Origin of the sequence: Caulobacter sp. DWR3-1-2, from assembly GCF_049896225.1 — a bacterium.
Lineage (GTDB): Bacteria > Pseudomonadota > Alphaproteobacteria > Caulobacterales > Caulobacteraceae > Caulobacter.
Genome location: NZ_JAFCTW010000004.1, coordinates 308,420 through 334,728, shown reverse-complemented (window position 1 = coordinate 334,728; position 26,309 = coordinate 308,420). Strand labels below are relative to the sequence as shown.

At 67.2% G+C, this 26,309-nt stretch carries 29 protein-coding genes and 1 pseudogene; 18 read left to right on the top strand and 12 right to left on the bottom strand.

Annotation, left to right across the window (positions count from 1 at the left end):
• The first annotated feature begins 29 nt into the window (after positions 1-29).
• On the top strand, positions 30-1,346 hold the full coding sequence (locus ACP696_RS08260) for a mannose-1-phosphate guanylyltransferase/mannose-6-phosphate isomerase (protein ID WP_426010580.1): 1,317 nt from the start codon (positions 30-32) through the stop codon (positions 1,344-1,346).
• Here ACP696_RS08260 and ACP696_RS08255 read toward each other — a convergent pair.
• Entirely contained in the window at positions 1,330-2,487 is a 1,158-nt protein-coding gene (locus ACP696_RS08255) for an AGE family epimerase/isomerase (RefSeq protein ID WP_426010582.1), read from the bottom strand. The genes ACP696_RS08260 and ACP696_RS08255 overlap by 17 nt on opposite strands.
• Positions 2,488-2,596: 109 nt before the next feature.
• Here ACP696_RS08255 and ACP696_RS08250 point away from each other — a divergent pair, with 109 nt between their 5' ends.
• From ACP696_RS08250 to ACP696_RS08220, 7 genes are all read left to right on the top strand, one after another.
• Positions 2,597-3,175 carry a D-glycero-alpha-D-manno-heptose-1,7-bisphosphate 7-phosphatase gene (locus ACP696_RS08250; protein WP_426010584.1) on the top strand — a complete coding sequence of 193 codons (579 nt, stop codon included), beginning with the start codon at positions 2,597-2,599 and terminating at the stop codon, positions 3,173-3,175.
• 36 nt (positions 3,176-3,211) lie between these two features.
• Complete coding sequence (fsa, locus tag ACP696_RS08245; protein ID WP_426010585.1) at positions 3,212-3,865, top strand: fructose-6-phosphate aldolase; 654 nt, start codon at positions 3,212-3,214, stop codon at positions 3,863-3,865.
• 131 nt (positions 3,866-3,996) lie between these two features.
• On the top strand, positions 3,997-4,239 hold the full coding sequence (locus ACP696_RS08240; RefSeq protein ID WP_426010587.1) for a hypothetical protein: 243 nt from the start codon (positions 3,997-3,999) through the stop codon (positions 4,237-4,239).
• Positions 4,240-4,307: 68 nt separating this feature from the next.
• A complete protein-coding gene (locus ACP696_RS08235; protein WP_426010589.1) occupies positions 4,308-5,708 on the top strand; it encodes a pyridoxal-phosphate dependent enzyme in 1,401 nt (466 codons plus the stop codon).
• 52 nt (positions 5,709-5,760) lie between these two features.
• Entirely contained in the window at positions 5,761-6,021 is a 261-nt protein-coding gene (locus tag ACP696_RS08230; protein WP_426010591.1) for a type II toxin-antitoxin system ParD family antitoxin, read from the top strand.
• Position 6,022: 1 nt separating this feature from the next.
• The gene (locus ACP696_RS08225) at positions 6,023-6,328 is read left to right on the top strand and encodes a type II toxin-antitoxin system RelE/ParE family toxin (protein ID WP_426010593.1); all 306 of its coding nucleotides are present in this window, start codon (positions 6,023-6,025) and stop codon (positions 6,326-6,328) included.
• A 12-nt stretch (positions 6,329-6,340) separates the two neighbouring features.
• A complete protein-coding gene (locus ACP696_RS08220) occupies positions 6,341-7,516 on the top strand; it encodes a cystathionine gamma-synthase (RefSeq protein ID WP_426010595.1) in 1,176 nt (391 codons plus the stop codon).
• Here the strand turns inward: ACP696_RS08220 and ACP696_RS08215 are convergent.
• The gene (locus tag ACP696_RS08215; protein WP_426010597.1) at positions 7,446-8,429 is read right to left on the bottom strand and encodes a mechanosensitive ion channel family protein; all 984 of its coding nucleotides are present in this window, start codon (positions 8,427-8,429) and stop codon (positions 7,446-7,448) included. The genes ACP696_RS08220 and ACP696_RS08215 overlap by 71 nt on opposite strands.
• 142 nt (positions 8,430-8,571) lie before the next feature.
• Between ACP696_RS08215 and ACP696_RS08210 the strand changes: the two genes are divergently transcribed.
• The 4 genes from ACP696_RS08210 (at position 8,572) to ACP696_RS08195 (ending at position 12,821) form a co-directional block, all read left to right on the top strand.
• Positions 8,572-9,732, top strand: coding sequence for a DegT/DnrJ/EryC1/StrS family aminotransferase (locus ACP696_RS08210; protein WP_426010598.1), 1,161 nt, complete (start codon positions 8,572-8,574; stop codon positions 9,730-9,732).
• A gap of 62 nt (positions 9,733-9,794) precedes the next feature.
• On the top strand, positions 9,795-10,568 hold the full coding sequence (locus ACP696_RS08205; protein ID WP_426010600.1) for a hypothetical protein: 774 nt from the start codon (positions 9,795-9,797) through the stop codon (positions 10,566-10,568).
• Entirely contained in the window at positions 10,568-11,452 is an 885-nt protein-coding gene (locus tag ACP696_RS08200) for a hypothetical protein (RefSeq protein WP_426010602.1), read from the top strand. The genes ACP696_RS08205 and ACP696_RS08200 overlap by 1 nt, the downstream gene beginning before the upstream one ends.
• Positions 11,453-11,597: 145 nt before the next feature.
• Positions 11,598-12,821: a multidrug effflux MFS transporter gene (locus ACP696_RS08195; RefSeq protein ID WP_426011288.1), complete on the top strand. Its 1,224-nt coding sequence runs from the start codon at positions 11,598-11,600 to the stop codon at positions 12,819-12,821.
• A 38-nt stretch (positions 12,822-12,859) separates the two neighbouring features.
• Here the strand turns inward: ACP696_RS08195 and ACP696_RS08190 are convergent, their stop codons facing one another.
• Together ACP696_RS08190 and ACP696_RS08185 are read right to left on the bottom strand one after the other, a co-directional pair.
• The gene (locus ACP696_RS08190; protein WP_426010603.1) at positions 12,860-14,464 is read right to left on the bottom strand and encodes a cisplatin damage response ATP-dependent DNA ligase; all 1,605 of its coding nucleotides are present in this window, start codon (positions 14,462-14,464) and stop codon (positions 12,860-12,862) included.
• A gap of 36 nt (positions 14,465-14,500) precedes the next feature.
• Complete coding sequence (locus ACP696_RS08185; RefSeq protein WP_426010605.1) at positions 14,501-15,223, bottom strand: hypothetical protein; 723 nt, start codon at positions 15,221-15,223, stop codon at positions 14,501-14,503.
• A gap of 94 nt (positions 15,224-15,317) precedes the next feature.
• Between ACP696_RS08185 and ACP696_RS08180 the strand changes: the two genes are divergently transcribed.
• Positions 15,318-15,734 (top strand): PaaI family thioesterase, encoded by a 417-nt coding sequence (locus ACP696_RS08180; RefSeq protein WP_426043656.1) that lies wholly within the window; start codon positions 15,318-15,320, stop codon positions 15,732-15,734.
• A gap of 157 nt (positions 15,735-15,891) precedes the next feature.
• On the opposite strand, the gene ACP696_RS08175 is transcribed toward ACP696_RS08180, so the two are convergent.
• The gene (locus ACP696_RS08175) at positions 15,892-16,902 is read right to left on the bottom strand and encodes a ligase-associated DNA damage response exonuclease (protein ID WP_426029418.1); all 1,011 of its coding nucleotides are present in this window, start codon (positions 16,900-16,902) and stop codon (positions 15,892-15,894) included.
• Between the two features lie 41 nt (positions 16,903-16,943).
• Between ACP696_RS08175 and ACP696_RS08170 the strand changes: the two genes are divergently transcribed.
• Genes ACP696_RS08170 through ACP696_RS08160 form a run of 3 tightly spaced genes read left to right on the top strand, consistent with a single transcriptional unit; the run spans position 16,944 to position 18,040 of the window.
• Positions 16,944-17,444 (top strand): PaaI family thioesterase, encoded by a 501-nt coding sequence (locus ACP696_RS08170; RefSeq protein WP_426010610.1) that lies wholly within the window; start codon positions 16,944-16,946, stop codon positions 17,442-17,444.
• On the top strand, positions 17,441-17,860 hold the full coding sequence (locus ACP696_RS08165; RefSeq protein WP_426010611.1) for a PaaI family thioesterase: 420 nt from the start codon (positions 17,441-17,443) through the stop codon (positions 17,858-17,860). Before ACP696_RS08170 ends, ACP696_RS08165 begins: the two co-directional genes overlap by 4 nt.
• Positions 17,861-17,869: 9 nt before the next feature.
• Positions 17,870-18,040 (top strand): DUF2256 domain-containing protein, encoded by a 171-nt coding sequence (locus tag ACP696_RS08160; RefSeq protein ID WP_426043655.1) that lies wholly within the window; start codon positions 17,870-17,872, stop codon positions 18,038-18,040.
• A gap of 269 nt (positions 18,041-18,309) precedes the next feature.
• Here ACP696_RS08160 and ACP696_RS08155 read toward each other — a convergent pair whose 3' ends face one another.
• Positions 18,310-19,227 carry a histone deacetylase family protein gene (locus ACP696_RS08155; protein WP_426043654.1) on the bottom strand — a complete coding sequence of 306 codons (918 nt, stop codon included), beginning with the start codon at positions 19,225-19,227 and terminating at the stop codon, positions 18,310-18,312.
• A gap of 79 nt (positions 19,228-19,306) precedes the next feature.
• Here ACP696_RS08155 and ACP696_RS08150 point away from each other — a divergent pair, with 79 nt between their 5' ends.
• Positions 19,307-20,161, top strand: coding sequence for an acyl-CoA thioesterase (locus ACP696_RS08150; RefSeq protein WP_426010617.1), 855 nt, complete (start codon positions 19,307-19,309; stop codon positions 20,159-20,161).
• A 1-nt stretch (position 20,162) separates the two neighbouring features.
• On the opposite strand, the gene ACP696_RS08145 is transcribed toward ACP696_RS08150, so the two are convergent.
• The 4 genes and pseudogenes from ACP696_RS08145 to ffh all read right to left on the bottom strand — a co-directional run bounded on the left by ACP696_RS08145 (position 20,163) and on the right by ffh (position 23,280).
• Positions 20,163-20,360 (bottom strand): hypothetical protein, encoded by a 198-nt coding sequence (locus ACP696_RS08145; RefSeq protein WP_426010618.1) that lies wholly within the window; start codon positions 20,358-20,360, stop codon positions 20,163-20,165.
• Positions 20,361-20,363: 3 nt separating this feature from the next.
• Complete coding sequence (gene rimM, locus ACP696_RS08140) at positions 20,364-20,942, bottom strand: ribosome maturation factor RimM (protein ID WP_426010619.1); 579 nt, start codon at positions 20,940-20,942, stop codon at positions 20,364-20,366.
• A 273-nt stretch (positions 20,943-21,215) separates the two neighbouring features.
• A pseudogene (rpsP, locus tag ACP696_RS08135) lies at positions 21,216-21,734 on the bottom strand (30S ribosomal protein S16); the annotation flags it as partial.
• A 10-nt stretch (positions 21,735-21,744) separates the two neighbouring features.
• Complete coding sequence (ffh, locus tag ACP696_RS08130; RefSeq protein WP_426043653.1) at positions 21,745-23,280, bottom strand: signal recognition particle protein; 1,536 nt, start codon at positions 23,278-23,280, stop codon at positions 21,745-21,747.
• A gap of 272 nt (positions 23,281-23,552) precedes the next feature.
• Here ffh and ACP696_RS08125 point away from each other — a divergent pair, with 272 nt between their 5' ends.
• The gene (locus tag ACP696_RS08125) at positions 23,553-23,840 is read left to right on the top strand and encodes a hypothetical protein (protein ID WP_426010622.1); all 288 of its coding nucleotides are present in this window, start codon (positions 23,553-23,555) and stop codon (positions 23,838-23,840) included.
• A 383-nt stretch (positions 23,841-24,223) separates the two neighbouring features.
• Here the strand turns inward: ACP696_RS08125 and ACP696_RS08120 are convergent, their stop codons facing one another.
• Both ACP696_RS08120 and ACP696_RS08115 read right to left on the bottom strand, forming a co-directional pair.
• Positions 24,224-25,213 carry a TraB/GumN family protein gene (locus ACP696_RS08120; RefSeq protein ID WP_426010624.1) on the bottom strand — a complete coding sequence of 330 codons (990 nt, stop codon included), beginning with the start codon at positions 25,211-25,213 and terminating at the stop codon, positions 24,224-24,226.
• Positions 25,214-25,253: 40 nt separating this feature from the next.
• Positions 25,254-26,183, bottom strand: a complete 930-nt coding sequence (locus tag ACP696_RS08115) for a hydrogen peroxide-inducible genes activator (protein WP_426010626.1) — start codon at positions 26,181-26,183, stop codon at positions 25,254-25,256.
• Positions 26,184-26,309: the final 126 nt, after the last annotated feature.

The following is a 26,309-nucleotide window of genomic DNA, read 5'->3' as shown; positions in this document are numbered from 1 at the left end:
GATCACATCGTCGAAATTCGGGGGACGTCTTGACCGCCATCTATCCTGTTATCCTCTGCGGAGGCTCTGGCACGCGTCTTTGGCCCGCGTCGCGCGCTGACCGTCCCAAGCAGTTTCTCAAGCTGATCGGCGATCGCTCCAGCTTCCAGGACGCGATTTTGCGGGTCATGGACCTGCCGGGGACCGAAGAGATCGTGGTGGTGACCGGCGAGGGCATGGCCGATCTGGTCGAGCGGCAAGCCCTGGAGCTGAACGTCAAGCTGACGGTGATCATCGAGCCCGAGGCCCGGGACTCCGCGCCGGCCATCGCCGCAGCGGCGGCCTATGTCCAGTCGCTGTCCCCCGACGGGGTGATACTGATGCTGGCCGCCGACCACCATATTGCCGAGCCCGAGAAGTTCCGTGACGCGGCCTTGGTGGCCATCCAGGCCTCGCGTTCCGGGCTGATCGTCACCTTCGGCGTCGAGTCCACCAGCCCAGCGACCGGTTTCGGCTATATCAAGCCCGGCGCGCCCCTGCCCGATGGCGTGATGTCGGTCGCCGCCTTCGTCGAGAAGCCCGACCGCGAGACCGCCGAGCGTTATGTGGCGGAAGGCTATTACTGGAACAGCGGCAACTTCGCCTTCACCGCCCAGACCCTGCTGGACGAACTGGCGGTCTTCGAACCCGAGATTGGCCAGGGGGCGATGGCGTCGGTCGAGCGCGGCCAGCGCGACGGCGTACGTCTGCGCCTGGATCGCGAGGCGTTCGGCCGCACGACCAAGAAGTCGCTCGACTACGCAGTCATGGAACGCACGACCCGCGCCGCAGTGGCCCCGGCGGCCTTCACATGGTCCGACCTCGGCGCGTGGGACGCGATCTGGGAGGCTTCAGCCCGAGACGCCGAGGGCAACGCCGCGAGCGGCGACGTCCATCTGATCAATTCGAAGGGCGTTCTGGCCCGCTCGACAGGCCCGTTTGTCGGAGCGATCGGGGTTGAGGACCTGCTGATCGTCGCCGAGCCCGACGCGGTGCTGGTCTGCCGTCGCGACGACGCCCAAGGCGTCAAGACCCTGGTGGACATCCTCAAGGCCGGCGGTCGGGACATCGCCCACCGCCATGCTATTGCCTTCAGCGGCGGCGTCGAACGTCAGCCCCTGACCAAGGCCGCCAAGGCGGAGGTCGAGGTCTGGCGCATGGAGGCCGGCTCGGTCGTCAGCCTGCCGACCAGCTCCATTCAGGTTCTGGATGGCGAGCTAGTCGCCGAGGCTGCGGTCTTCGCCGCCGGCGCCCGCGAGGACCTGCGCTCACCCACGCTGGTCAAGTCGGCGACGGCCAGCGTCGTCCTGATCACGGTCTGGCGCTGACCGCTCGGTCCAGCTCCAGGATCGCGCAAACGATGTGGTAGAACGAGCTGGCCGGCGCGGCCTCGTCGACGAAGGTCCCGTCCGCCCGCAGCTTGTCGCGCCACAGCCCCCGCACGGGCGTGTCGAGATATTTCAGCAGCGCTTCGGCGCCGTTCGCGGCCGTGGTCCACCAGTGCGCGTCGCCCGTGACCTGGGCGGCCAGCACGCCGGCCTTGATCTGTTCGGTCTGGGCCCAGAGGCGAGCGATGTCGTCATGGACGCTCATGTCGTCGAGCAGGGCGAAGATCGCCACGCCGCGCGCCGGGTCGACACCCGGCCCCTCGCCGATGGCGATCATCCGCAGGGCCGCGGCGATAGCGTCGTCACGGCCGGCAAGCCGGCCCCACCGCAATAGCAGCCACGCCCATTCGAATTGGTGGCCGGGCTCGATGATCCGACCGGCCACGCCCGACGCCGGGTTCCAGTCGCCGTCATAGTATTCTCGGAGCCCGCCGCTGACCGGATCGATGAATTTGGCGAGGGCGAGTTCGGCGATCTCATCGGCCATTGCCCGCCAGGCGGCGTCGCCCCCCGCCTCTATCCAGGCCAGGCTGGCCTCGAACAGATGCATGTGGGGGTTGGACAGCAAGGGCAGGGTGCGTGGAACGCTTTCCTCGAACCCCGCGATCGGGTGTTTGAGGGTGGCGTAAAGGGCGTCGCGCAGCGCTGTGGCCAGCCTCGGCAGGTCGGTCCGTTGGGGTAATACCTGGGCGGCCATGGCCAGGCCAAACAGCCCAAAGGCTTGGTCATAGAGATCGACGGTGTCGTCCAGCGGCGAGCCGTCGCTGGCCACCAGAGTGCGCATGAAGCCGTCGGGGCGGCGGTACCTGGACAGATAGAAGTCCAGGCCATGGGTCAGGGCCTGTTTCCACGGGCCCTCCCAGCCCAGCAGGCCCGCCACCGCGTAGGAATAGATCTGCCGCGGCTGCACCCTGGCCCGGCGCGGGGCCTCCACGGGCGCGCCGTCCAGCGCGATCTTCTCGAAGAACCCGCCCTGCACATGGTCCGCCCCGACGGTCCACCACAGCGGGAACGCCGCCTCCAGAGCCCAGACCTTCAGCTGATCACGCAGGCGAACAAGGCGGGCGAAATCTTGGGTCATCGGGGTCTCCTGCAGGCAAGGCCGTTCTAGGATGCGCCCCGGAATTCGCCAACCCCTTCGCCAAGGTGATCGCCCTGTCGCTTCGGGCCGCCTGGCGTAAGGCGGAACCATGTCCGCCAAGCCACCACTGAAAGCCGTGTTCTTCGACCGCGACGGGGTGCTGAACCTCGATCACGGCTATGTCTTCGAGCCTGCTCAGCTGGACTGGATTCCAGGGGCCCGCGAGGCCGTCGCGATCCTTCACGCGGCGGGGGTGAAAGTGCTGGTGGTCACCAACCAGTCGGGCGTGGCGCGCGGCTATTTCACTGAAGCTCAGGTTGAAGGCTTTCACGCTGCGATGCAGGCGGACTTGGCGGAAGTCGGCGCCCGGATCGACGCCTTCTACGTCGCGCCGCATCACGGGCACGGCATGGTCGAGCGCTGCCGCCATCCCAACCATCCCGATCGCAAGCCGAATCCCGGCATGATTCTGCGCGGCCTGACCGACTGGTCACTGGCGCCGGAGGAGACGGTGCTGGTCGGCGACAAGGCGTCCGATGTCGAGGCCGCGCGGCGAGCCGGGGTCGAGGGACTGCGGTTCAGGGGGGGGCGACCTGCTGGACTTCCTGCGCGAGTCCCTGGGTCCGCGCCTCCCCGAGGCCGACCGCTAGGGACTTTCCCGGTTGGCGCGCCGCCCCCGGGCGGATAAACCCAACCCAAACTCCAAAACAAGAAGCGCAGGCCCATGCAGATCTTCCTCGACAGCACCGACACCAAGATCATCGCCGACCTGGCCTCGACGGGCTTGGTGGACGGGGTGACCACCAACCCGACGCTGATCGCCAAGTCGGGCCGGCCGATGCTGGAAGTGATCGCAGAGATTTGCGACCTGGTGCCCGGCCCGATCAGCGCCGAGGTCGCCGCCACCACCCACGAGGCGATGATCGCCGAGGGCAAGAAGCTTGCCGGCATCGCGCCCAATGTCGTGGTCAAGGTGCCGCTAACCCGCGACGGCTTGATCGCCACCGCCGCCTTCGCCAGCGAGGGCATCTTGACCAACGTCACCCTGTGTTTCTCGGCGACCCAGGCCTTGCTGGCCGCCAAGGCCGGTGCGACCTATGTCTCGCCGTTCATCGGCCGGCTGGATGACTATGGCTTCGACGGCATGGACCTGATCCGCGACATCCGCACGATCTACGACAACTACGGCTACGAGACCGAAATCCTGGCCGCCTCGGTGCGCCATGTCGCCCACGTCAAGGACGCGGCCATCGTCGGCGCCGATGTGGTGACCATCCCCCCGGCCACCTTCGCCGACCTTTTCAAGCATCCCCTGACCGACAAGGGCCTGGAGCAATTCCTGAAGGATTGGGCCGGAACCGGGCAATCGATCCTGTAGGACCGTCAAATCCTGTTCGATTTCTGCGCGGCCCCGGAGGATTTCGGGGCCGTTGCTTTTTGCGACTGCGAAGGCGGTTCGCAATTGCGAGTTCGTGCGTTAGGGTCTCAGTACCCACGCGGGAGCGCGCCATGAACGTCGCCGACATCGCTGTTGAAATCTGCATCGCCTCCGCCGACGAGGCCCTGCGGTTCTCCAATTTCGTGCAGGCCTTCCTGTCGCGCAACGGTTTCCCGTTCGTGATGATCCACAACGCTCCAGAGCTGGCGGGTGAACTTCGCAAGGTGGTGTTCGAGGACGAGACGGTCAGCCGCAAGTTCGCCAGCGAGTGGGGGCTAAATCATTTGACGTCGGCGGAGCCGCGCTTCGCGTAACGACGTTGGCGGTTTCAAGAAACCGGCCTAGATAGGGAGATCATTTCTCTCTGTCGCCGAGTTGCGCCATGAACGACCCCAAATCCGCTCTTCCCCCGGTCGTCGGTTCCGCGCTGGATCTGATCGGCCGGACGCCGATGATGGAGGTTCACAACCTCGACACCGGCCTCTGCCGACTGTTCTTGAAGCTCGAAAACCAGAACCCCGGGGGCTCGATCAAGGATCGCGTCGCGCGCTCGATGATCGAAGCGGCCGAGGCCGACGGCAGCCTCAAGCCCGGCGGGGCCATCATCGAGGCGACGGCCGGCAACACCGGCCTGGGCCTGGCCCAGGTGGCGACGCTGAAGGGCTACAAGCTGATCCTGATCGTCCCGGACAAGATGGCCCGTGAGAAGATCCTGCACCTGCGCGCCATGGGCGTGGACGTGCGCCTGACCCGCAGCGATGTCGGCAAGGGCCACCCGGAATATTACCAGGACATGGCCCAGACCCTGGCCCAGTCGATCCCTGGCTCGATCTATGTCAACCAGTTCGAGAACCCGGCCAATCCGCTGGCTCACGAGACCACCACCGCACCGGAAATCTTCGAGCAGATGGGCGGCGACGTCGACGCTGTGGTGGTGGGGGTCGGCTCGGGCGGCACCCTGACCGGCATCGGCCGGTTCATGGCCCAGCATTCGCCGAAGACGCAAATGGTGCTGGCCGATCCCGTCGGCTCGATCCTTTGCGATTATGTGGCGACCGGGACCCATGGCGAGGCCGGGTCGTGGATCGTCGAGGGCATCGGCGAGGATTTCATCCCCGTCAATGCGCAGATGGACTTCGTCAAGACGGCCTATTCGATCAGCGACCGCGAGAGCGTCGACACCGCCCGTCTGCTGCTGAAGAAGGAGGGCATCCTCGGCGGCTCGTCCTCCGGCACCCTGCTGGCGGCGGCCCTGCGCTACTGCCAGGCCCAGACCGAGCCCAAGCGGGTGGTGACGTTCGTGTGCGACACCGGCGCCAAATACCTGACCAAGATGTTCAACGACATGTGGCTGGCCGCCCACGGCTTCGACCAGCGCGAGTTGCACGGCGACTTGCGCGACCTGATCGCCAAGCGCTATGCCGACGGCGGAGTGGTGGCCATCGGCCCGGACGACACCTTGATGACCGCCTATAACCGCATGCGCAGCGGCGATATCAGCCAACTGCCGGTAGTCGATCACGGCAAGCTGGTAGGCATTCTCGACGAGAGCGACGTTCTGGCCGCCGTCGAGGGTCCCGACGATAGCCGTGGGCCCAAGTTCAAGACCCTGGTCGGGGCGGCGATGACCAAGGCGGTCAACACCCTGCAGACCACCCAGGGCGTCGACGCCCTGCCCGAGGTGTTCGACCGCGACGAGGTGGCCCTGGTCTGCGACGGCGACGAGTTCGTCGGCGTGATCACCCGCGTGGACCTGATCAACCACCTGAGGCTGGCCAGCTAGGCCGTTGCGGATTTGTTCCGATCGGTTCATGCTTCCATCGAGGAAAGGCCCGATGATGGAAATCACGCTGAAGCCCGATCTAGAGCAATTCGCCCGCGATTGCGTCGCAGAGGGTCGCTATGAAGATGTCAGCGCTGTCGTCAAGGCGGCCCTTACGCTGCTTCAGGAACAAGAAGTGCAGCGCGAGCGGTTGAACGCCTCGCTGGACGAGGCAATAGCGGAGGCTGATCGCGATGGTTGCTTTACAGCCGCCGAGGTTGCGGCGGAAATGAAGGCCGCCATTGAGGCGGCCGCCAAGGAAGTCGTCGAGTAAGATGGCGCCAGCGACGATCGCGCCCCAAGCTAGGCGTGAGCTTCTCGCCGCAGCAAACTGGATCTCTGGCGATAGTCCGCACGCCGCGCTCAAGCTGACGGACGTCATGCTCGCCGCCGCTGACGCCTTGGGTCGAAATGCTCATCTCGGTCAGGAACAACCTGATCTCGTACGGCCACCTTTTCGGCTCTTCAGGATGAAAGGGTTTCCTTATGTCCTGGTCTCCGATCCAACTCGAAAGCCGCCTGTGATCACGCGCATGCTGCATGGCGCCCGCGATTTGGCTGACATTCTCAAATCTCTCTGACACCGAGTTTCCATGACCGACATCCCCGGCAAGAACCGCTTGGCCTTCGCCACCCGCACGATCCACGGCGGCCAGTTTCCCGACCCGACGACAGGGGCGGTGATGGTGCCGATCTACGCGACCTCGACCTATGTCCAGTCCAGTCCCGGCGAGCACAAGGGCTTCGAATATAGCCGTAGCCACAACCCGACCCGGTTCGCCTTCGAGCGCTGCATCGCCGATCTGGAGAGCGGTACGGCGGGTTTCGCCTTCGCTTCGGGCCTGGCGGCGGCCTCGACGATCCTGGAGATCCTCGACACCGGCGCGCACGTGATCGCCAGCGACGACCTCTACGGCGGCTCGTTCCGGCTGTTCGACAAGGTGCGCAAGCGCTCGGCCGGGCTGAGATTTAGCTTCGTGGACATGGGCGATCTGGCGGCGATCGAGGCGGCGATTACCCCCGAGACGAAGATGATCTGGGTGGAGACGCCCACCAACCCCATGCTGCGCCTGGCCGACCTGGCGGCCATCGCCCAACTGTCCAAGCAACATGGCCTGATCACCGTCGCCGACAACACCTTCGCCAGCCCGTTCGTGCAGCGTCCGCTGGAGCTGGGCTTCGACGTGGTCATGCACTCGGCCACCAAATACCTGAACGGCCATTCCGACGTGGTGGCGGGCGTGGCGGTGGTCGGCGACAACGCCGAGGTCGCCGAGAAGCTGAAGTTCCTGCAGAACGCCGTCGGCGCGGTGCTGGGGCCGTTCGACAGCTTTCTGGCCCTGCGCGGCGTCAAGACCCTGGCCCTGCGCATGCAGCGGGCCTGCGACAGCGCCATGACCATCGCCAAGTGGCTGTCGACCCGCGCCGACGTCGCCAGGGTGATCTATCCGGGCCTGCCCAGCCACCCGCAGCACGAACTGGCCAAGCGCCAGATGCTGGGCGGATTTGGCGGCATCATTTCGGTGGAGCTGAAGGGCGACGTCAACACCGCCAAGCGGATGCTGGAACGCACCCGTCTTTTCACGCTCGCCGAGAGCCTAGGCGGGGTCGAGAGCCTGATCGAGCATCCGGCGATCATGACCCACGCCTCGATCCCAACCGACCAGCGCGCCGCCCTGGGCATTTCCGACACCCTGATCAGGCTGTCGGTGGGGATCGAGGACTGCGAGGATCTGATCGCCGACCTTTCCGAGGCGCTCTCAGCCTGAACAGGTGTTGACCCGTGTCGCCGGGCATGACCGGCGACGGGTCCGGCGCCTTGGAGGGACGGGGTGGCGCAAGGTCCCGCGTCGGGTCCTCGGCCCACAGGTGGGCGGCCAGCATCAGGTCGGTCCTGACCGGTCCATAGTCCTCCCTGGCGGTCCAGACGCGGATCGCCGCCTGGGCGAAGGCCTCGGTCAGATCGACGACCTCGATCATCGGAGCCGGATCCTTGCGCACCCTTGGATCGCCCTCGGCCCGCTCGCGCATCTTCTGCAACACCGCGACCAGGTCGGTCTTCAGCGGAACCTTGAACACCACGTCGGCTCGGCGATTGCGGTGGGCCGAGTAGTTCAGGATGACATCGCCGAACACCTTGCTGTTGGGGATCATCACCTTGATGTTGTCCGGCGTGGCGATCTCGGTGAACAACAGATCCAGCGCCTTGACCGTGCCTTGGCGGGTCGAGGTCTCAATGAGATCACCGACCTTGTAGGGGCGAAACAGCAGGATCATCACCCCGGCCGCCACGTTCGACAACGCGCCCTGCAAAGCCAGGCCGATGGCCAGCGAGGCGGCGCCCAGCACGGCGAGGATCGAGGTGGCCTGAACGCCCACCTGCTGCAACACCGCCACCAGGCCCACCGCGACCACGGCATAGCGCACCAGCGAGGCGCCGAAGGTCTCAAGGGTGGGGTCGGGGTTGTTGCGATGCACCCGCGCCAGGGACCGGCGAACGACGCCCGCCAGCCAGCCGGCGATCCAGAAGGTGGCCGCCAGGATCAGGGCGGCGACCACCAGGTTCACCGCCACCTTGCCCAGCCAATCAAGAAAATGCCCCAACATCGTCTCGTCGGCTTTCACATTGGCGATGGCGGGGAGGGTGATGTTGGGCGGAACGGCGGCCGGCTTGGTTTGCATGGTCCCTCGATGGCGCCCCGGCGGCGAGCGGTCAACGCGGCTCGCGCGGACCTGTTGTGACGGTAGCGCTTCGTGGCGAGGAAACAGTCGGTTACATCAATTGGCTCGAACTCGAGCCGATCCGCCTCTAAGAGCGCCGCCCATGAGCATGTCCTTCATCGACCTCGCCGCGCAACAGCGCCGAATCCGCGGGCAAATCGACGCGGCGATCGCCAGCGTCCTCGACAGCGGCGCCTATGTGATGGGTCCGCAGGTACGAGAATTCGAGGCCAGGCTCGCGGTGTTCGGCCAGGCCAAGCTGGCCCTGTCCTGCGCCAACGGCACCGACGCCATCGCCCTGCCGCTGATGGCCTGGGGTATCGGGCCTGGCGACGCGGTGTTCTGCCCGTCCTTCACCTTCGCCGCGACGCCGGAGGTTGTGCCATGGGTCGGGGCGACGCCGGTGTTCGTCGACATCCTGGAAGACACCTTCAACCTCGACCCCGCCAAGCTGGAAGCGGCCATCGCCGGCGTGAAGGCCGACGGCAAGCTGGCGCCCAAGGTGGTGATCGCCGTCGACCTTTTCGGCCAGCCCGCCGACTATCCCGCGATCAAGGCCATCTGCGACCGCGAAGGGCTGAAGCTGATCTCCGACAGCGCCCAAGGCTTTGGCTGCACCCTGGACGGCAAGCACCCGCTACACTGGGCAGACGTCGCCACCACCAGTTTCTTTCCGGCCAAGCCCCTGGGCTGTTATGGCGACGGCGGCGCGGTGCTGACCAACGACCAGGACCTGTGGGACCTTATGGACAGCCTTAGGGTGCACGGAAAGGCCGTGGCCTCCGACCTTGTGGGCCGCACCTTCGAACACGACACCAAGTATCTGAACACCCGCATCGGCATGAACTCCCGGCTGGACACGATACAGGCGGCGATCTTGATCGAGAAGCTGTCGATCTTCCAGGAAGAGATCGACCTGCGCCAAGTCGTGGCCCATCGCTACGCCGAGGGCTTGAAGGGCGCGGTGCTGGCGACGCCGGGCGTGATCGCCGGCGGCGTCTCTGTCTGGGCCCAGTATGTGATCGAGCACGGAAACCGCGATGGCCTGGCCGCGCACCTGAAGACCCAGGGCGTGCCGACGGCGGTCTATTATCCGGTGCCGATGCATGTCCAGGCGCCCTACGCCGCTTTCCCGCGCGGGGTCGGCGGCCTGCCGGTGACCGAGGCCAAGGCCGAGACCGTGCTGGCCCTGCCAATGCATCCCTATCTGGGCGAGGCGGACCAGCAGCGGATCATCGACGCGATCCGGGCGTTCAATGGCTAAGCTGCGCCCCGTTCCCGCCGCACGCGGAACTATTGTGGCGGCGGGCAGCGTGCGGGGTACAGATGCACGATCCGGTGACGAGTTTCGTGGTCGCGGTGTTCAGCACGCCGGGCGCGGCCCTGATGATGGCCGGCGCCATCCTGGTCTTCGCCATCGGCCTGATCTTCCAGTCGGGCCATTTTGAGTATGTCCCGCTGCGTGACGATTTCCGTCGCCGCATCGAGCTGCTGGAGGAATTGCAAGGTGATCGCCAGAAAGCCTTCGCCAAAGCGATTGGAGCGATCGACCAGCGCTTCGGCGGTATGGCCAACCCTGTCCTTGAGCTTGGCTGGGCGCACTATCATAGCCAGCTAACGCCCACGGAGGATGGTCGCTTGGCCGCCTCGATCCATGCCGCAGACGTCTTCGACCATGCTGACGCGCCCGCCCGCACCCTCGAATGGTGGGCCAATCTGATGGTGGCCATCGGCCTGGTCATCACCTTCATGGGCATTGTCGCGGCCCTGACCGAGGCCACTGCGGCCATGGCGCCCCACGGCGCGGCGGCCGAGGGCGCGGCCATGCAGGGCGCCTTGATCAACCTGCTGACCATCGCCGCCACAAAGTTCTGGACCTCGATCGCCGGGGTGTTGGCCTCGATCATCCTGCGACTGGCCGCGCGTCGCCGTCGGCAGGCGATCGAGGCGCTGGAATCTCACCTCTTCGCGCTCCTCGACGCCTGCGTCCGCTTCGCGCCGCCCGAGAAGGTGATGCTGGAGCAACTCGCGGTGCTGGGTCGCATCGAGGCCGCCTTGGCCCGGTCCAACACGCCAGCGTCGCGGACGGGCCACGTCTGATGCGCCGCAAGCGCAGCCGGGCGGTCGATGTGGAGGAGGGGGAAAGCTACTATGTGTCGATGACTGACATGATGGTTGGGGTGATCTTCATCTTCATCATCATGCTCAGCTATTTCGCGTTCGAGTTCCGTGCTTCGACAGCCAAGCTGGTCGGCGCCAAACAGCCCGAGACCGCCGCTCTGCTGCAGACCGCAGGCAATCTCAAGTCGCGCAACGCCGACCTGGAGGTCGATTACCAGGCCCGGGTGCTGTGCGTCCCCGAAGCCTTGCTCAGCGACGGCGACAGCGGAACCCCCACGGAGCGCCGCTGCTTTTCGTTCGCGCAACCCGCCCAGGCTTCGGCCCAAGCCATCGCGACCGTCGACGCGCGCCGGGTGCTGCTGGATTCGCTCGACGCGGACCTGCGGGACGCTGGCGCGCCGGTGTCCGGCGATCCTGCGAGCGGGTCACTGAACTTCAAGGCCGAAAAGCTGTTCCTACCGGGCTCGGCCAATCTGTCGCCGGAGGGAGGGAAGGTGGCCGGCCAGGTCGCGGTGACCCTGGCGCGTCGACTGCCCTGCCTGGGCTACGGCGCGCCGGCCAGCGCAGGCTGCACGCCCGGCGGCCCGCGCCTGATGGTGGTCAATGTGCTCAGCCAGACCAGCCTCGACGTGTTCACGCCAGAAGGTCAAATGGCGGCGAGCCTGGCGCTGCAGCGCGCGGCCGTCTTCCACCAAGCCCTGACCGGCGCCCAGCCTCTGCTGGCCAAGCTGCGTAACGCACCTCCGGAACAGGGCGCTTCGCAGCCCTTGCTGCGGGTGGCCAGCGTCGGCCAATCGGCGGAGGGCGCTTCCAAGGCGGGAGACGACCAGACGGTGAGCATCCAGTTCCAGATGGTCCCCTAGATCGAAGCGGCGTTGGCGCACGGCCCGCCGTGGCCTATATCGCCCCCATCGCGTCTCGCGCCGGCCGGCGCTTCGGCGTTCCGGCCTGTGAGAGAGCGTCATGTCCACCACCGCGCCCGCCCCCCGACCTGGGCCGCATCCCGGCATGGGCTTTGGCCAGTTCGTCGCCCTGATCGCCGCGATGATGGCCACCAACGCCCTGGCCATCGACTCGATGCTGCCGGCCATGCCGCAGATCGGCCAGGCCCTGGGCGTGGCCTCGGCCAATCAGCGGCAATGGATCCTCACCGCCTATCTGCTGGGCTTCGGCGCGGCCCAGATCGTCTATGGCTCGCTGGCCGACCGCTTCGGGCGCAAGCCGGTGCTGCTGGTCGGCCTGGCGATCTATGTGGTGTTCGCCGCCGCCTGCGCCTTCGCCACCTCGTTCGAGATGCTGCTGATCGCCCGCGCCCTGTGCGGCGTCGGGGCGGCGGCGACGCGGGTGCTGTCGGTGTCGATCGTCCGCGATTGCTATAGCGGGCGGCAGATGGCCAAGGTGATGTCGCTGTCGTTCATCGTCTTCCTGGGCGTGCCGATCATCGCCCCGTCGGTGGGCCAGGCCATCCTGCTGGTCGCGCCCTGGCCCTGGGTGTTCGGCATCCTGTCGATCTTCGGTTCGGCGGTGATCGTGTGGGCGGCGCTCAAGCTGCCCGAGACCCTGCACCCGGAAGACCGCACGCCCCTGGCCGTGGGCCCGGTCTTGGCGGCCTTCAAGGAATGCCTGACCAACCGCGTCGCCGTCGGCTACACCCTGGCCTCCACCCTGGTGCTGGGCGGGCTGTTCGGGTTCCTCAATTCCGCCCAGCAGGTCTTTGTCGAGGTGCTGGGGGCGGGCAAGCTGTTCACCCTGATCTTCGCGGCCATCGCCGGCGGCATCGCCGTCTCATCGCTGGTCAATTCCCAGATCGTCGGACGTTTCGGCATGCGGATGGTCTCGCACGTGTCGCTGCTGGGCTACATCGCCTTCGCGGTGGTCCACGCCCTGGTTGCCCTGAGCGGCCATGAGACCCTCTGGACGTTCTCGCTGCTACAGGCGGGGATGATGTTCTGTTTCGGCATGGTGATGTCGAACTTCGGCGCGATCGCCATGGAGCCGCTCGGCCATCTGGCCGGCACGGCGGCCTCGGTGCAAGGGTTCATCACCACCATCGGCGGGGCCTTGTTCGGCTTCTATATCGGCCAACTGTTCGACGGCACGACCGTGCCCCTGACCCTGGGTTTCGCCGGCTTCGGCATCGCCGGGCTGATCGCGGTGCTGATCACCGAGAAGGGCCGGATGTTCCAGTCGGGAGCAGGTTCGGCCGATGCGATGGCCGGAGCGGGACACTGAGTTACTCGCTCGTCCCGGCGACTGCCGGGATAGAAAATTCAATTCAGCATCCGCTCCAGGGTGGGCAGTTCATCCGCCTCGCGCGAGGGCTTGTCCCAGCGGATGCGGTTGATGCGCGGAAAGCGCATGGCCACGCCGGACTTGTGCCGCGTCGAGCGCTGCAGCCCCTCGAACGCCACCTCGAACACCAGGCCGAAGTCCCAATCGGCGCGCACCGAACGCACGGGGCCGAACCGCTCAAGGGTGTTGTCGCGCACGAACTTATCGATCTGCTTCAGCTCCTCGTCGGTAAAGCCGAAATAGGCCTTGCCGACCGGCGTCAGGCGCCGCGTGCCCGTTTCATCCTCCTGCCAGACGCCGAAGGTGTAGTCGGAGTAGAAGCTTGACCGCTTGCCGTGGCCGCGCTGGGCGTACATCAGCACCGCGTCGATCAGCCGGGGATCGCGCTTCCACTTGAACCACGGCCCCTTGGGGCGGCCCGGCTCATAGACGCTGTCCCAGCGCTTGAGCATCAGGCCTTCAGCGATCATCGGATCGCCCTCCGGCGGCGACGCGCGTAGCGCGGCCAGTTCTTCCCAGGTCTCGAAGGGCTGGACGGCCGACAGGTCGATGCGCGGGCTAGCGGCCTGGGCGATGAACACTTCCAGTCGCGTGCGACGCTCGGCGAAGGGCAGGCCGCGCAGGTCGGTCTCCCCGTCTAGCAGCAGGTCATAGGCGCGAATGCCCGCCGGATAGGCGACTAGCTGCTTGGGATCGACGCTCTTGCGGTTCAGCCGCTGCTGCAAATCACCGAAACTGGCCACCGCCCCATCGCGCATCACCAGCAGCTCGCCGTCGATGGCCCCCTCGAAGGTCAGGGCCTCCAGTACGTCGGGAAAGGTCGCCGAGATGTCGTCGCCGGTGCGGGTATAGAGCCGCCGCTCGCCGCGCTCGCTGACCGCCTGGACACGGATGCCGTCCCACTTCCACTCGGCGGCGTAGGCGGCGGGGTCCAGCTTTGCGAAGTCCACCGCCTCGTCGATCGCCTGGGCCAGCATCACCGGCCTGAACCGCCCCGGCGCGTCGGGCGAGGGCTGTTCGGAGCGTCCCTCAAGCCAGGCGAACAGGTCGCCATAGGGCGGGGTCATGGCGTGCCAGACCTCCTCGATCACCCTGATCTCCACCCCGCCGAAATCGGCGCAGGCCTGTTTGGCCAGGCGCGACGACACCCCCACCCTCAGGCCGCCGGTCATCAGCTTCAGCAGCGCCCAGCGGCCGTCGGCGTCGAGCGCGTCCAGCCAGCCCTCGATCAACCGCTGCACCTCGGCCCGCGAGGCGGTGCGCAGGGCCTCCACCACGTCCGACAGATCCGGCTCGCGATTGGCGCCCGGACGCTCCGGCCAGGCCAGGGCTACGGTCTCGGCCAGGTCGCCGACATAGTCGTAGGACCAGGCGAACAGCTGGGCGTCCATCCGCGCCTCGATGGCCTTGCGGATGAAGGCCGGCTTGGCGGCGCTGAACGACAGGGCCCCGGTCAGGGCGGCGAGCACCCAGCCGCGCTCCGGATCGGGTGTCTCGCCCAGGAAGTCCTTGATCAGGGTGAGCTTGGCGTTGCGCGAGCTCGTCAGGGACAGGCGGTCGAGGAGGTGGGCGAAGGCGCGCATGGGAATGAAATGTCGCTCTGGCGCTGAAGTTCAAGCCTACTCGGCCCGCGTCTCGTCCAGCTGACCCAGGATCATGATCTTCTGCCAGATCTTGCGGCCCAGGTCGGAGGCCAGGGTCTCGATGTCGTTGACGGCGGCGATGACGATGGAGTCGTTGCTTTCGCCGGCATAGAGCGCCGCCAGCTTGGCGGTCAGGGCCAGCATCTCGGCGCAGTAGTCGAGATAGCGGGCCAGTTCGAAGCGGCTCATCTCGCGGGCGGGCGAGGAGGCGGTGCGCGGGCCCAGCACCAGGGTGGGGTCCTTGGTCAGCTGATGCATGTCGATGACGTGGGCGAAGGACCGCAGCTCGTGCAGGGCCTTCTGGACCCGCGAGCGCTTCCAGCGGGCCTCCAGCGACAGCAGGAACCAGATCGCCGCGCCCGACAGCAGCACCAGATTGACCGCAGGCTCCAGGCCTTGGGCCAGGGTCAGGGTGCTGGCGCCGCGCAGGCTGGCCAGCCAGTCCAGGCGGGCGATCAGCGCCGCTTCCAGGCCGAGCGCCCCCACGCCAATCAGCGTCACCAGGGTGCGCAGGAAGAGATAAGGTCGCGAGAGCCGGTGGGCGCGCTGGGCGGTGACCCGGGCGGTGGCGGTCAATTGCGCGCTGACCTCGGCCAGGCCCGAGTCCGGGAACCGCTCGGCGATCCGCACGCGCAGATGGTCGAGAGTGGCGACCACCTTGTCGGCGTCGAGTTTCAACGGCCGGCTTGCCTTGCCCATGCGCATCCCCCTGTCCACGGCGACGCTAGCACGGTCAAGCGGCTTGCGAAGAATTCAAACATCTGTTTGAAGTTGGCCAGCCCGGAGCCCGGTCATGACCTTCCAGCCGCCCGACCCGTTCACGCCGCATCCTCGCAAGAGCCCGCTGACCACGCCATGGGAGCCGATCTATGCCGACATTCGCGACGATCGCTGGCTGTTGGCGGTAGAGGTGCGCGAGCCGCACACCAATTCGCGCGGCGGTCCGCACGGCGGCCTGATCGCCGCCCTGGCCGACAACGCCATGGGCCTGTCGTGCGGGGTAATGCTGGCCAGGCTGAAGATCCCCAGCAACGGGCTGATCACTGTCTCGCTGGGGCTCGACTATCTGGCGGCCGCCCAGCTTGGCCAATGGCTGGTGTTCGACACCGACTTCATCAAGCCGGGCAAGAGCCTATGCTATGCCGAGGCGACGGTGTCGGCGAATGGCAAGCCGGTGGCGCGGGCGCGGGCGACGTTCAAGGTGGCGTGATTTCCCTCTCCCCTTGCGGGAGAGAGTGGCCCCGAGGAGTGGGGTCGGGTGAGGGGTCGAAGGTTATCGCCGCTGCGTACGGTGGTCGACGTCTGCGCGACCCCTCATCCGTCGGCCTTCGGCAGCCACCTTTCTCCCGCAAAAGGAGAAGGGTAATTTACTCCCCCTCTTCCTCGTCATAGCCCACCAGCCGCAGCGCCCGGGCCGGGATGCCCGCGAGCTCGCACCAGCGCTCCAGGGCCTCCTCGCGGCCGTGGGTGATCCACACCTCGCCGGGGCGCAGCTCGTCGAGGGTGGCGGTCAGTTCGTCCCAGTCGGCATGGTCGGAGATGATCAGCGGCAATTCGACACCGCGCTGGCGCGCCCTCGCCCGCACACGCATCCAGCCGCTGGCGAAGCAATCGACCGGGTCGGGAAATCGCCGCGACCAGCGGTCGGCCAGGGCCGAGGGTGGGGCGATGATGATCGCTCCGGCGAAGTCTTTCTTGGCGCCGCCCGTGGTGGCCGGCTCCAGGGGTCCGAGATCGACGCCGTGGCGTTCGTACAGACGGTTGAGCCGCTCCAGGGCGCCATGGACATGGATGGTCTTGTCCCAGCCCGCCTCGCGCAACAGGGCGATCACCCGTTGGGCCTTGCCCAGGGCATAGGCGCCGACCAGGTGGGAGCGCTCGGGAAATTGCTCGACCGACTTCAGCAGGGCGGCGATCTCGCCCCGGTCGTCCGGATGGCGAAACACTGGCAGGCCGAAGGTGGCCTCGGTCACGAACACGTCGCAGGGCACGGGCTCGAAGGCCGCGCAGGTCAGGTCGCGGCGGCGCTTGTAGTCGCCGGAGACGACGATGGTCATGCCCTTCCACTTGACCACCGCTTGGGCCGATCCCAGCACGTGGCCGGCGGGGACCAGCCCCACCTCGACACCGTTGTGAGTGAAGCTTTCGCCATAGGCGATCGGCGTGCGATTGGCGGCGAAGTCCTCGCCATAGCGTTCCGCCATGATCGCCAGGGTCTCCGGCGTCGCGGCGACCGAGCCATGGCCGGCGCGGGCGTGGTCGGCGTGGCCATGGGTGATCACCGCCCGGTCCACGGGGCGGACGGGGTCGATATAGAAGCCTCCGGGCGGGCAGTAGAGCCCGGCGGGCCTCGGACAGAGCAGGTCTTGCGGTTTCATCACGGTGGATATGGGAACGCGCCCGGCTATAAACCTATCCCATGAGCAATGATTTCAGTTCCGCCGACCAGCATCGGCTGATCGCCAACACCATGAACGAGGGCAGCCCCCAGGCCCGGGCCCTGGGCTTCCAGACCCTGGAGATCGGCGAGGCGGTGGCGATCCTCAAGGTTCCCTACCGGCCCGAGATCGTCGGCGACCCGGAAACCGGCGTCATTGCCGGCGGTGTGGTCACCACCCTGCTGGACCACGCCAGCGGCCAGGCGGTGCACGCGGCCCTGACCGAATGGACCTCGATCGCCACCCTGGACCTGCGCATCGATTATATGCGACCCGCCCAGCCGGGACGCGACGTGCTGGCCCGGGCCCATTGCTACAAGGTGACCCGCTCGGTCGCCTTCGTCCGGGCCGTGGCCTATGAAGACGACCCCGACGACCCGATCGCCGCCGCCCAGGCCGCCTTCATGCTCGATTCCAGCGCCGGCAAGAAGCCGGGGGCCAATTTTAAGCCGCCGCGCGACAAGGCGGAGTCGGCCCAATGAGCGACGCCGACACCCGCCTGATCGCCATGCTCGGCTCGATCCCCTATGCCCGCTTCATCGGCATGCGCGCCGAGCTGGCCGGCGACGAGATGACCGCGATCCTGCCGTTCTCCGACCACATCGTCGGCAATCCGATGTTGCCAGCCATCCACGGCGGTGTGCTGGGCGCCTTCATGGAGATGACCGCCCTGGCCCAGCTGTCGGTGGCCGAGCCGCTGAAGCGCCAGCCGCGCACCATCGACGTGTCGATCGAATATCTACGCTCGGGCCGGCCCCTGACCACCTTCGCCCGCGCTCAGATCAAGAAGGTCGGCCGCCGGATCGCCAATGTCCATGTCGAGGCGTGGCAGGAGCAGCGGGCCGCGCCGATCGCCGCCCTGCGCGGTCATTTCCTGCTGTCCTCGGCCGAGGACTGACTCTCCGCCATGGCTCGCCACGTCAATCGCGGGACTGTAACGCGCAAGGGCGACTTGCCGACCAAGGTGTGCGTGACCTGCAAACGGCCCTTCACCTGGCGACGCAAATGGGAGCGGGTCTGGGACGAGGTAAAATATTGCTCCGATAGGTGCCGTGCCAATAAGGTTACACCTTTGTAATGCCGATTATCTGCATCAACGTTTCTTAAAAGCGCTTCATGAAGCAAAGGTAACGGGTGTTCACCATCCGCCGCGCCTATACCCCTGATCACCGGACGCGGTCGTCGCGCCGGACCTTTCAGGGAACCAAGACCATGACCTTCTCGACCAACAACGTGTCCGCCTTCGCCAGCCTGATCCTGGCCCTTCTGCCCCTCGTCGTGATCGCTGGCTCCATCTCCACGAGCTTCTGAATGATCGCCGCTTAGCTCCACCGGGCTAGCGCCCCTTCAGGCTTTCAGAGCCTCTCGGGCCGCCCGGTGGAGAAGGGCGTGACGATGCGCCAAACGATCGATGTCGGCGTCATAACCGCCACCGATCACCCCGGTCACCGGGATATCCCTTTCCAGACATGAGCCTAGGACGAACGCCTCGCGCCGCGCGAGCCCCCCGTCGCTCAAACTCAAACGCCCCAACTTGTCGTCCGCGTGCGGATCGACCCCGGCGTTGAAGAACACCAGGTCGGGCGCCACCCGCGTCAGCAGCTCCGGCAGGAGCGCTTCCAGTCTCTCCAGATAATCCGCGTCGCCCGTGCCATCGGGCAGGTTGACGTCGAGGTCGCTCGCCGCCTTTCGGGCCGGGAAGTTCTTCTCGGCGTGCATCGAGAAGGTGAAGACGCTGGGATCGCCCTCGAAGATCCGCGCCGTGCCATCGCCCTGGTGAACGTCGAGATCGACGACCAGCACCTGGCGTACGACGCCCTCGGCCTGTAGCCGCCTTGCCGCCACCGCCACGTCGTTGAACACGCAGAACCCGGCCCCCGTATCGGCCTGGGCATGGTGGCTGCCACCGGCGGTGTTGCAGGCGATCCCGTGCTCCAAGGCCAGGCGCGCGGCCAGTAACGTGCCGCCGGCTGCGGCGCGGGCCCGAGTGGCCACGGAGTCGGTGTTGGGCATGCCGATCCGTCGCGCCACATTGGCCGGCAGGGTCAGGTCGATGACGCCGCGTATATAGGCCTCGTCGTGAACCAGCCGCAGGCTGTCCTCGTCGATCGGCTCGGGACGGATGAAACCCGCCGGGCCGGCGAGCCCCTCGGCCTGGAGCACAGCGGCCAGGCGCGAGAACTTGTCCATTGGAAAGCGGTGTCCCGCTGGCATCTCGGCGCGGAAGGCGGGGTGGTGGATGATCGGCGGGAACGGCGTGGCCATGGCGCAACGATGGGGAGCGCGCGCACGTGACGCAAGGTCGCGACTTGCCCCCGCGCCCGCTGGCGCTTAACCAACCGCCATGCGCACACCCGAGAACCTCGCCGAAATCCTCGACCTCGAAGCCATCGAGGTGAACCTGTTCCGGGGCGTCAGCCCCAATGACGGCTTTCCCCGTATCTTTGGCGGCCTGGTCATCGCCCAGGCGCTGATGGCGGCCTACAAGACCGTGCCCGAGCGGGTCTGCCACTCGCTGCACGCCTATTTCATCCGGCCCGGCGATGTGAACGCGCCGGTGCTCTACGAGGTCGAGCGGGCCCGCGACGGCGGCACCTTCACCACCCGGCGGGTGGCGGCGATCCAGCACGGCGAGCAGATCTTCAACCTCTCCTGCTCGTTCCAGACCCCGGAGGCTGGGCTGGAGCACCAGGCGCCGATGCCGTCGAGCGTCGATCCCGAGACCCTGCCGACCGACGCCGAATACCTTCGCTCGCTCGGCGACGAGGTTCATCCGCGCTTCGTCAAGATGGCCGAATATCCGCGCCCGATCGACCTGCGCTGGGTGGATCCGCAGCACCCGACCAAGCCGACGCCGAAGTCCTCGACCAAGGAGGTCTGGATGCGGGCCAAGGCGCCGCTGGGCGACGACGTGCGCCTGCAGCAATGCGCCCTGGCCTACGCCTCGGACATGGCTTTCATGGAAAGCGCCCTGCGTCCGCACGGCCTGATCTGGACCAGCCCCGGCCTGCAGGCCGCCAGCCTGGACCACGCCATGTGGTTCCACCATCCCTTCGACTTCAACGCCTGGACCCTGTTCGCCCAGGACAGCCCCTCGGCCTCGCAGGGGCGCGGCTTGGTGCGCGGCCAGATGTTCAGCCGCGAGGGCCTGCTGGTCGCCTCCGTAGCCCAGGAGTGCCTGATGCGGGTGCGGAAGTAGGTTAGGCCGCGCCGAGGCGCTCAAGAACGCCGATGGATCGATCGAGGTCACCGCCGGTCATCGCCCGCTCGGCCTTGATGACTAACTGCAGCTTGCGGACCAATAGCCGCACCTCGATCTCGCCCGCCTCGGCCTGCGTCTTGGCGGCAGCGCCTTGCTGGCGTCGGCGAGAAGCTTGGTCACCTGCCGCAATTGTCAATACTCAGTCGTAGTGCCGCTCGGTGTCGTCGTCCTCGACCGCCTCTTCAGGCCCTTCCGGCTCACCCACCAAGGCCGGCGGATCGGCCAGCACCAGGCCTTCGGCGATCTTCACCTCCGGCACGGCGGCGCGGGTGAAGGGCAGGTACCAGGTCTGGCCGCCCAGGGCGGGGTCGATTTCCAGCAGGTCGTCGGCGCCGAAGTTCTGGACGCTCTTGATCTTGCCCAGCAGGGCGTTGGTGGCGACATGCCGCACCGGCAGGCCGATCAGGTCGGCCAGGTAGAACTCGTCCTCGTCCGGCTCGGGCAGGGCCGCGCGGGGGACATACAGGCGCAGGCCGCGCAGGGCGTCGGCCGCTTCCTTGGTGTCGACGCCCGCGCAGCGCGCCACGACGCCGTCCTTGACCACCCGCGCGGTCTCAACGGTCAGGGCGGGCGAGCCGTCCTGGCGGGTCAGGGCCTTGAACTTGGTCAGGGTCAGGGGGGCTTCGGTATAGGTCGCGATCTTCAGCTCGCCGCGCACGCCAAAGGCGCCAGCGACGCGGCCAACGAGGATCAGGTTCGTGTCAGGAGACTGGGTCATGGTGAGAAACGCCTTAACCCATCACCGTTTTCCCGGCGAGGGCCGGGACCCAGATCCATCCTGGGCGACTCGTGGGCTTCACCTGGGCCCCGGCCTTCGCCGGGGAGATGGTAGAGGTGTCGTCGCCCTGGTCCGAAAACCAGGGCGACGACGTCCGAAGCCTTAGGCTTCGGTGGTCTTTTCAGAAGCCGGGGCCTCATCAGCGGCCGGAGCCTCTTCAGTGGCCGGAGCCTCATCAGCGGCCGGGGCCTCTTCAGCAGCCGGGGCCTCATCAGCGGCCGGAGCCTCTTCAGCGGCGGCTTCAACGGCCGGCGCTTCTTCGGCCGGGGCCTCTTCAGCGACGGCTTCCGGCTCCGGAGCAGCGGCGGCTTCAGCAGCAGCGGCGGCGGCCGCTTCGGCGGCTTCGGCGGCGGCGGCCTTGGCGTCTTCCTTGGCTTGAGCCTCGGCGGCCACGCGGTCGGCGTCGCGCTGGGTGCGCTCGGCGTCACGTTCCTGGGCCTTCTTGCCCGGCTTGGCCTTTTCGGGGTTGTTGCCGTGGGTCCACTCGACCAGGCCTTGGGCGGCGAGGAATCGGGCGACGCGGTCGGTCGGTTGGGCGCCCTTGGCGAGCCAGCCCTGAATGGACTCGACCTTCAGGGTCACGCGCGAGGCGTCGTCCTTCTTGAGCAGCGGGTTGTAGGTGCCGACCTTCTCGATGAAGCGGCCGTCGCGGGGCGAGTGGCTGTCAGCGACGACGATCGAGTAATAGGGGCGCTTCTTGGCGCCGCCACGGGCGAGACGGATCTTCAGCATATCGGTAGTCCTATTTCTTGAATGGATTGAAGCCGGGGGGCAGGCCGCCCAGACCGGAGAGGAGGTTGGGCTTGGCGTCGCCGCCGCCCCCGGATCCCGGAAGACCGGGGAGCCCCGGAAGGCCGCCGAGGCCTCCCGCGGAATTGGAACTAGGCTGGGAAACCTTGCCGCCGCCCATCGCCTTGAGCTTGGACATGTCGCCGCCGCCCAGCATGCCGGCCATCTTGGCCATGCCGCGACCGCCGTCCTTGCTCATCGCCTTGAACATGTCGGCCATCTGGCGGTGCTGCTTGAGCAGGCGGTTGACCTCGGCCACGTCGACGCCCGAGCCGGCCGCGATACGGCGCTTGCGCGAGGCGGCCAGGATGTCGGGCTTCTTGCGCTCCAGCTTGGTCATCGCGCTGATGATCGCTTGCTGGCGACGGAAGACGCTGTCGTCGATACCGCTCTCGGCGATCTGCTTCTTGACTTTCTGGACGCCAGGCAACAGGCCCATGATCCCGGCCATGCCGCCCATCTTCTGCATCTGCGAGAGTTGAGACGACAGGTCGTTGAGGTCGAACTGGCCCTTGGCCAGCTTCTTGGCCATGCGCTCGGCTTCGGCCACGTCGAGGTCTTGCGTGGCCTTCTCGACCAAAGCAACGACGTCGCCTTGCCCCAGGATCCGGCCGGCCACGCGGCGGGCGTCGAACACGTCGAGCGCGTCGATCTTCTCGCCGGCGCCCAGGAACTTGATCGGCAGGCCGGTGACGTGGCGCATCGACAGCGCGGCGCCGCCGCGGCCGTCTCCGTCGGCGCGGGTGAGGATCAGGCCGGTCAGCGGCAGGCGTTCGTGGAACGCCTTGGCGGTGCGGACGGCGTCCTGGCCAGTCAGGCTGTCGGCGACCAGCAGGGTCTCGGACGGCTGGGCGATGCGGGCGATTTCCGCCGCCTCGCTCATCATCGCCTCGTCCAGGGTGGTGCGGCCGGCGGTGTCGAGGATCAGGACGTCATAGCCGCCCAGCTTGGCAGCCAGCAGGGCGCGCCTGGCGATGTCGGCGGCGCTCTGGCCGGCGACGACCGGCAGGCTCTCGACCTCAACCTGCTTGGCCAGCAGGGCCAGCTGTTCCATGGCGGCCGGGCGGCGGGTGTCGAGCGAGGCGACCAGCACCTTCTTGCGGTCGAACTTGCTGAGCCGCAGGGCCAGCTTGCCGGTGGTGGTGGTCTTACCCGAGCCCTGCAGGCCGGCCATCAGGATCACCGACGGCGGGTTCAGGGCCAGGTTCAGGCCGACCGGCTCTTCGCCGCCCAGCATGTCGACCAGGCCGTCATAGACGATCTTGACCACTTGGTCGGCCGGCTTGACCGAGCGGATGACCGCCTCGCCCGAAGCGGCTTCCTTGGCCTTGGTGATGAAGTCCTTGACCACCGGCAGGGCCACGTCGGCCTCGAGCAGGGCGACGCGGACCTCGCGCAGCGCCTCGTCGATGTCCTTCTCGGACAGCACGCCACGACCGCCGAGGCGGTCGAAAACGCTGGAGAGCCGATCTGTAAGGCCGTCGAACATGGGTAGCCCTAGTGAAAACCAATGACCAAACGCAATCAGCCCCCATGGACGATCACGTCGATGGGGGTCCTCACCGGCCTCGTCCAGATGGGCCCTGCGCTAGCAGGCTGGGGTCGTGACGGTAGAGGCGCTGCTGATGAAGCGCCGGAAGGGCGCGCTTATGCACGAATGGGAGGGGGGAGTCAAAGAGGGGGTGGGGGCGTTCGGTTGGATCAAAAGCCCGATGCCTGTTACCGATTGCGCGCACGGGCGCTCGGAAGCAAAATTGATCGATGGCTTTGAACGATTACCAAGGCAAGTACGTGACCGGAGGCACGTTCCTTTACGACGGAACGGTGCCGACGCGTATTGCCATTATCGCTAAAGATCACGATGCTAGCTACGCGCTTGCAGAGGCTGAAAACTGGCTAGAGCCTGGCGAAAAGCCAGCCCCTTTGGGTCCAAATGGAGTCCTGTATTATCAGCAGGGCGAAATCACCTCACACCTAACGCTCGCAGAAGCAAAGGCTTGGATCGACGCGAAGGGTTATGGCTCCATTGTATGGGATCAACTGCCTTAGCTGTAGTTTGTTGTGAAGTCGCAGACGAACGCTCCAAACATATCCTCCTGCCTCAGCCCCATCCGCCCCGGCGAGGGTTTGGCCGTGGCGCTCTTCTCCTCACCCGTGCAACGGGGGAGGTGGCCGCGAAGCGGACGGAGGGGGCGTCGGCCGCCGCCGTGACGCCCCCTCCGTCACGATGCTTATTCGCATCGCGCCACCTCCCCCGCGTTGCGGGTGAGGAGAAGGGGCGTGGGATCACACCTACTTGCCCCCACCTGACGGCTTCGCCGTCTGTCCGCCCCCATAAGGGGCGGAGCCTCGCGCACTCACCTGAGCTTTTCCCCCTATGGGGGAAGACGATCGCGAAGCGATCCGTAAGGGGCAAGTTCGTGAGCCGCCGCCTACTCCGCCGGCGACGTCACCGTCGCCCCGGCCGCGCGCAGACGGTCCAATACGCCGTTGGCCGGCAGCAGGAACGCCAAATCGACCACCGCCACCGTCACCCCCGGCCGCCCCAGCACCTCGGTCAGGGCCTGGGCCGAACCGGAAATCTGCTGATCCAGCAGGGCGGCCCCACCGAGCGCGCGCAGCAGGCAGCGCTGGGCGGCGGAGGCGGAATAGCGACCGCGCACGCTGGCCAGGTCGCCCACGGCCCAGTCGGCGCCGATGGTGGTGGCGTGGGCGGCGTCATATTCGGTCTCGGAGAGGATATCGCGCAGGCAGGCCAGCTGCTGGTCGTCGGACAGCTTGCCGACCACGCTCAACACCGGCCCCAGGCGGTACTGGCTCATCGCCTTGACCTTGACCCCCTTGGTCTTGGCCAGCCGCTCGATGGTGCTGACCGGCTTGGCTTCGGAAATGCCGGCCGCCTGGCGGAAGTCCGACATCAGGATGAAACCGGCCACCGCCGGCTTCCAGTCCTTGTAAGGAACGCCCGTGCGACTGGCCTGCTCGCGGATATTGACGAACCGCGCCCTGAGGTCCGGCGGCAGGCGATCTTCCAGGCGCTTGCCCAGCATGGGCTGGCGAACGCCGCCGCCGGCCGTCAGGAAGAACTTGGTGATCTGCAGCGGGCCGACCGAGGCCTCGGGCGGGACCAGCACCAGGCTGGCCTGGTCAAGGGCGCGGTTCAGCCGGGGGCTGTCCCACTTCAGCTGATGCGGCAGGGGCGGGGCCGAGCCCACCACATAGAGCTTGGCGCCGCCCTTCTCGACCAGCCACAGGGCCGGGCCGGGCGGCTTGGCGACCACCAGCAGTTCGGAGACCACGGCGCTGCCTGGATCCTGCGGGAAGAGTTCGATGGGCTGGGGCGGCGGGGTCTGGGCCTGGGCGGCGGGCGCGGCCAAGACTAGCACGGCCAGGGCCGCCAGGGCCGATGAGGTTCGCGTCATCCCGGTCTCCAGCACGTCGGACTCTGCGGAGATGGGTACTCTAATGCCGTGGCGAAAGCACGGCGGGCGGCAGGGCGGCCAGGGTCTCGGCCAGCAGCCGGCCCTCGGTGGAGCGGCTGGAGCCCTTGCGCCAGGCCACCACGATCTCGCGGCTGGAATGGTCGGAGTTCAGCGGCCGGATGGTGACCGGCGCGTTTTCGGCCAGGCCCGCGGCCACGGCCATCGACGGCAGGAACGACACCCCCAGGCCCGAGCCGATCATCTGCACCAGGGTGGGCAGGGAGGTGGCGGCGAAGCTCTCGTCGTCGTCCAGATTGACGTTGCGCGGCGGCTCCAAGCCGCAGGCGGCCAGGGCGTGGTCGCGCAGGCAGTGACCATCCTCCAGAAGGATCATGTCGTCGCCCCTCAGGCTCTCGGGATCGACCCGCTCGAAGGCGGCCATGCGATGGTTGGCGGGGGCGGCGGCCAGCAGCTCGTCATCCTCGACATGGGCCCAGTCCAGACCGGTCATGTCATAGGGCAGGGCGATCAGGGCGGCGTCCAGGGCGCCGGACTTCAGCGCGGCGATCAGCCGGTGGGTCAGGTCCTCGCGCAGATAGAGCTTCAGCTTGGGGAACTGGTCGCGCAGGGCGGGCAGGGCGCGCGGCAGCAGATAGGGGGCGACGGTGGGAATGACCCCCAGCTTGAACCGCCCGGCCAGGGGCTGGCCCGCCCCGCGCGCCGCCTGCACCAGATCCTCGGCCTGGGCCAGGATCGCCTCGCCCCGGCGCACGGCCTCCTGGCCGGCGGCGGTGAGGATCACGCCCGACCGGGCCCGATCGACCACCGGCGCGCCCAGGATCTTCTCCAGTTCCTGGATGCCGGCCGACAGGGTGGGCTGGGTGACATGGCAGGCCTCGGCGGCCCGGCTGAACGAGCCGTGCTCGGACAGGAGCTTGAGGTAGCGGAGCTGGCGCAGGGTGGGGAGCATGAGGGGGTATATAGGTGGGGTCTATCAATTAGCGAAACGGGAGGGTCTAGGTCTATGGCGGCGATGGTTAGAGACCGTCTCCCAGGGGAGGCGGTTGGCAAGAGCGCCGCTCCTGGAGAGCACCGC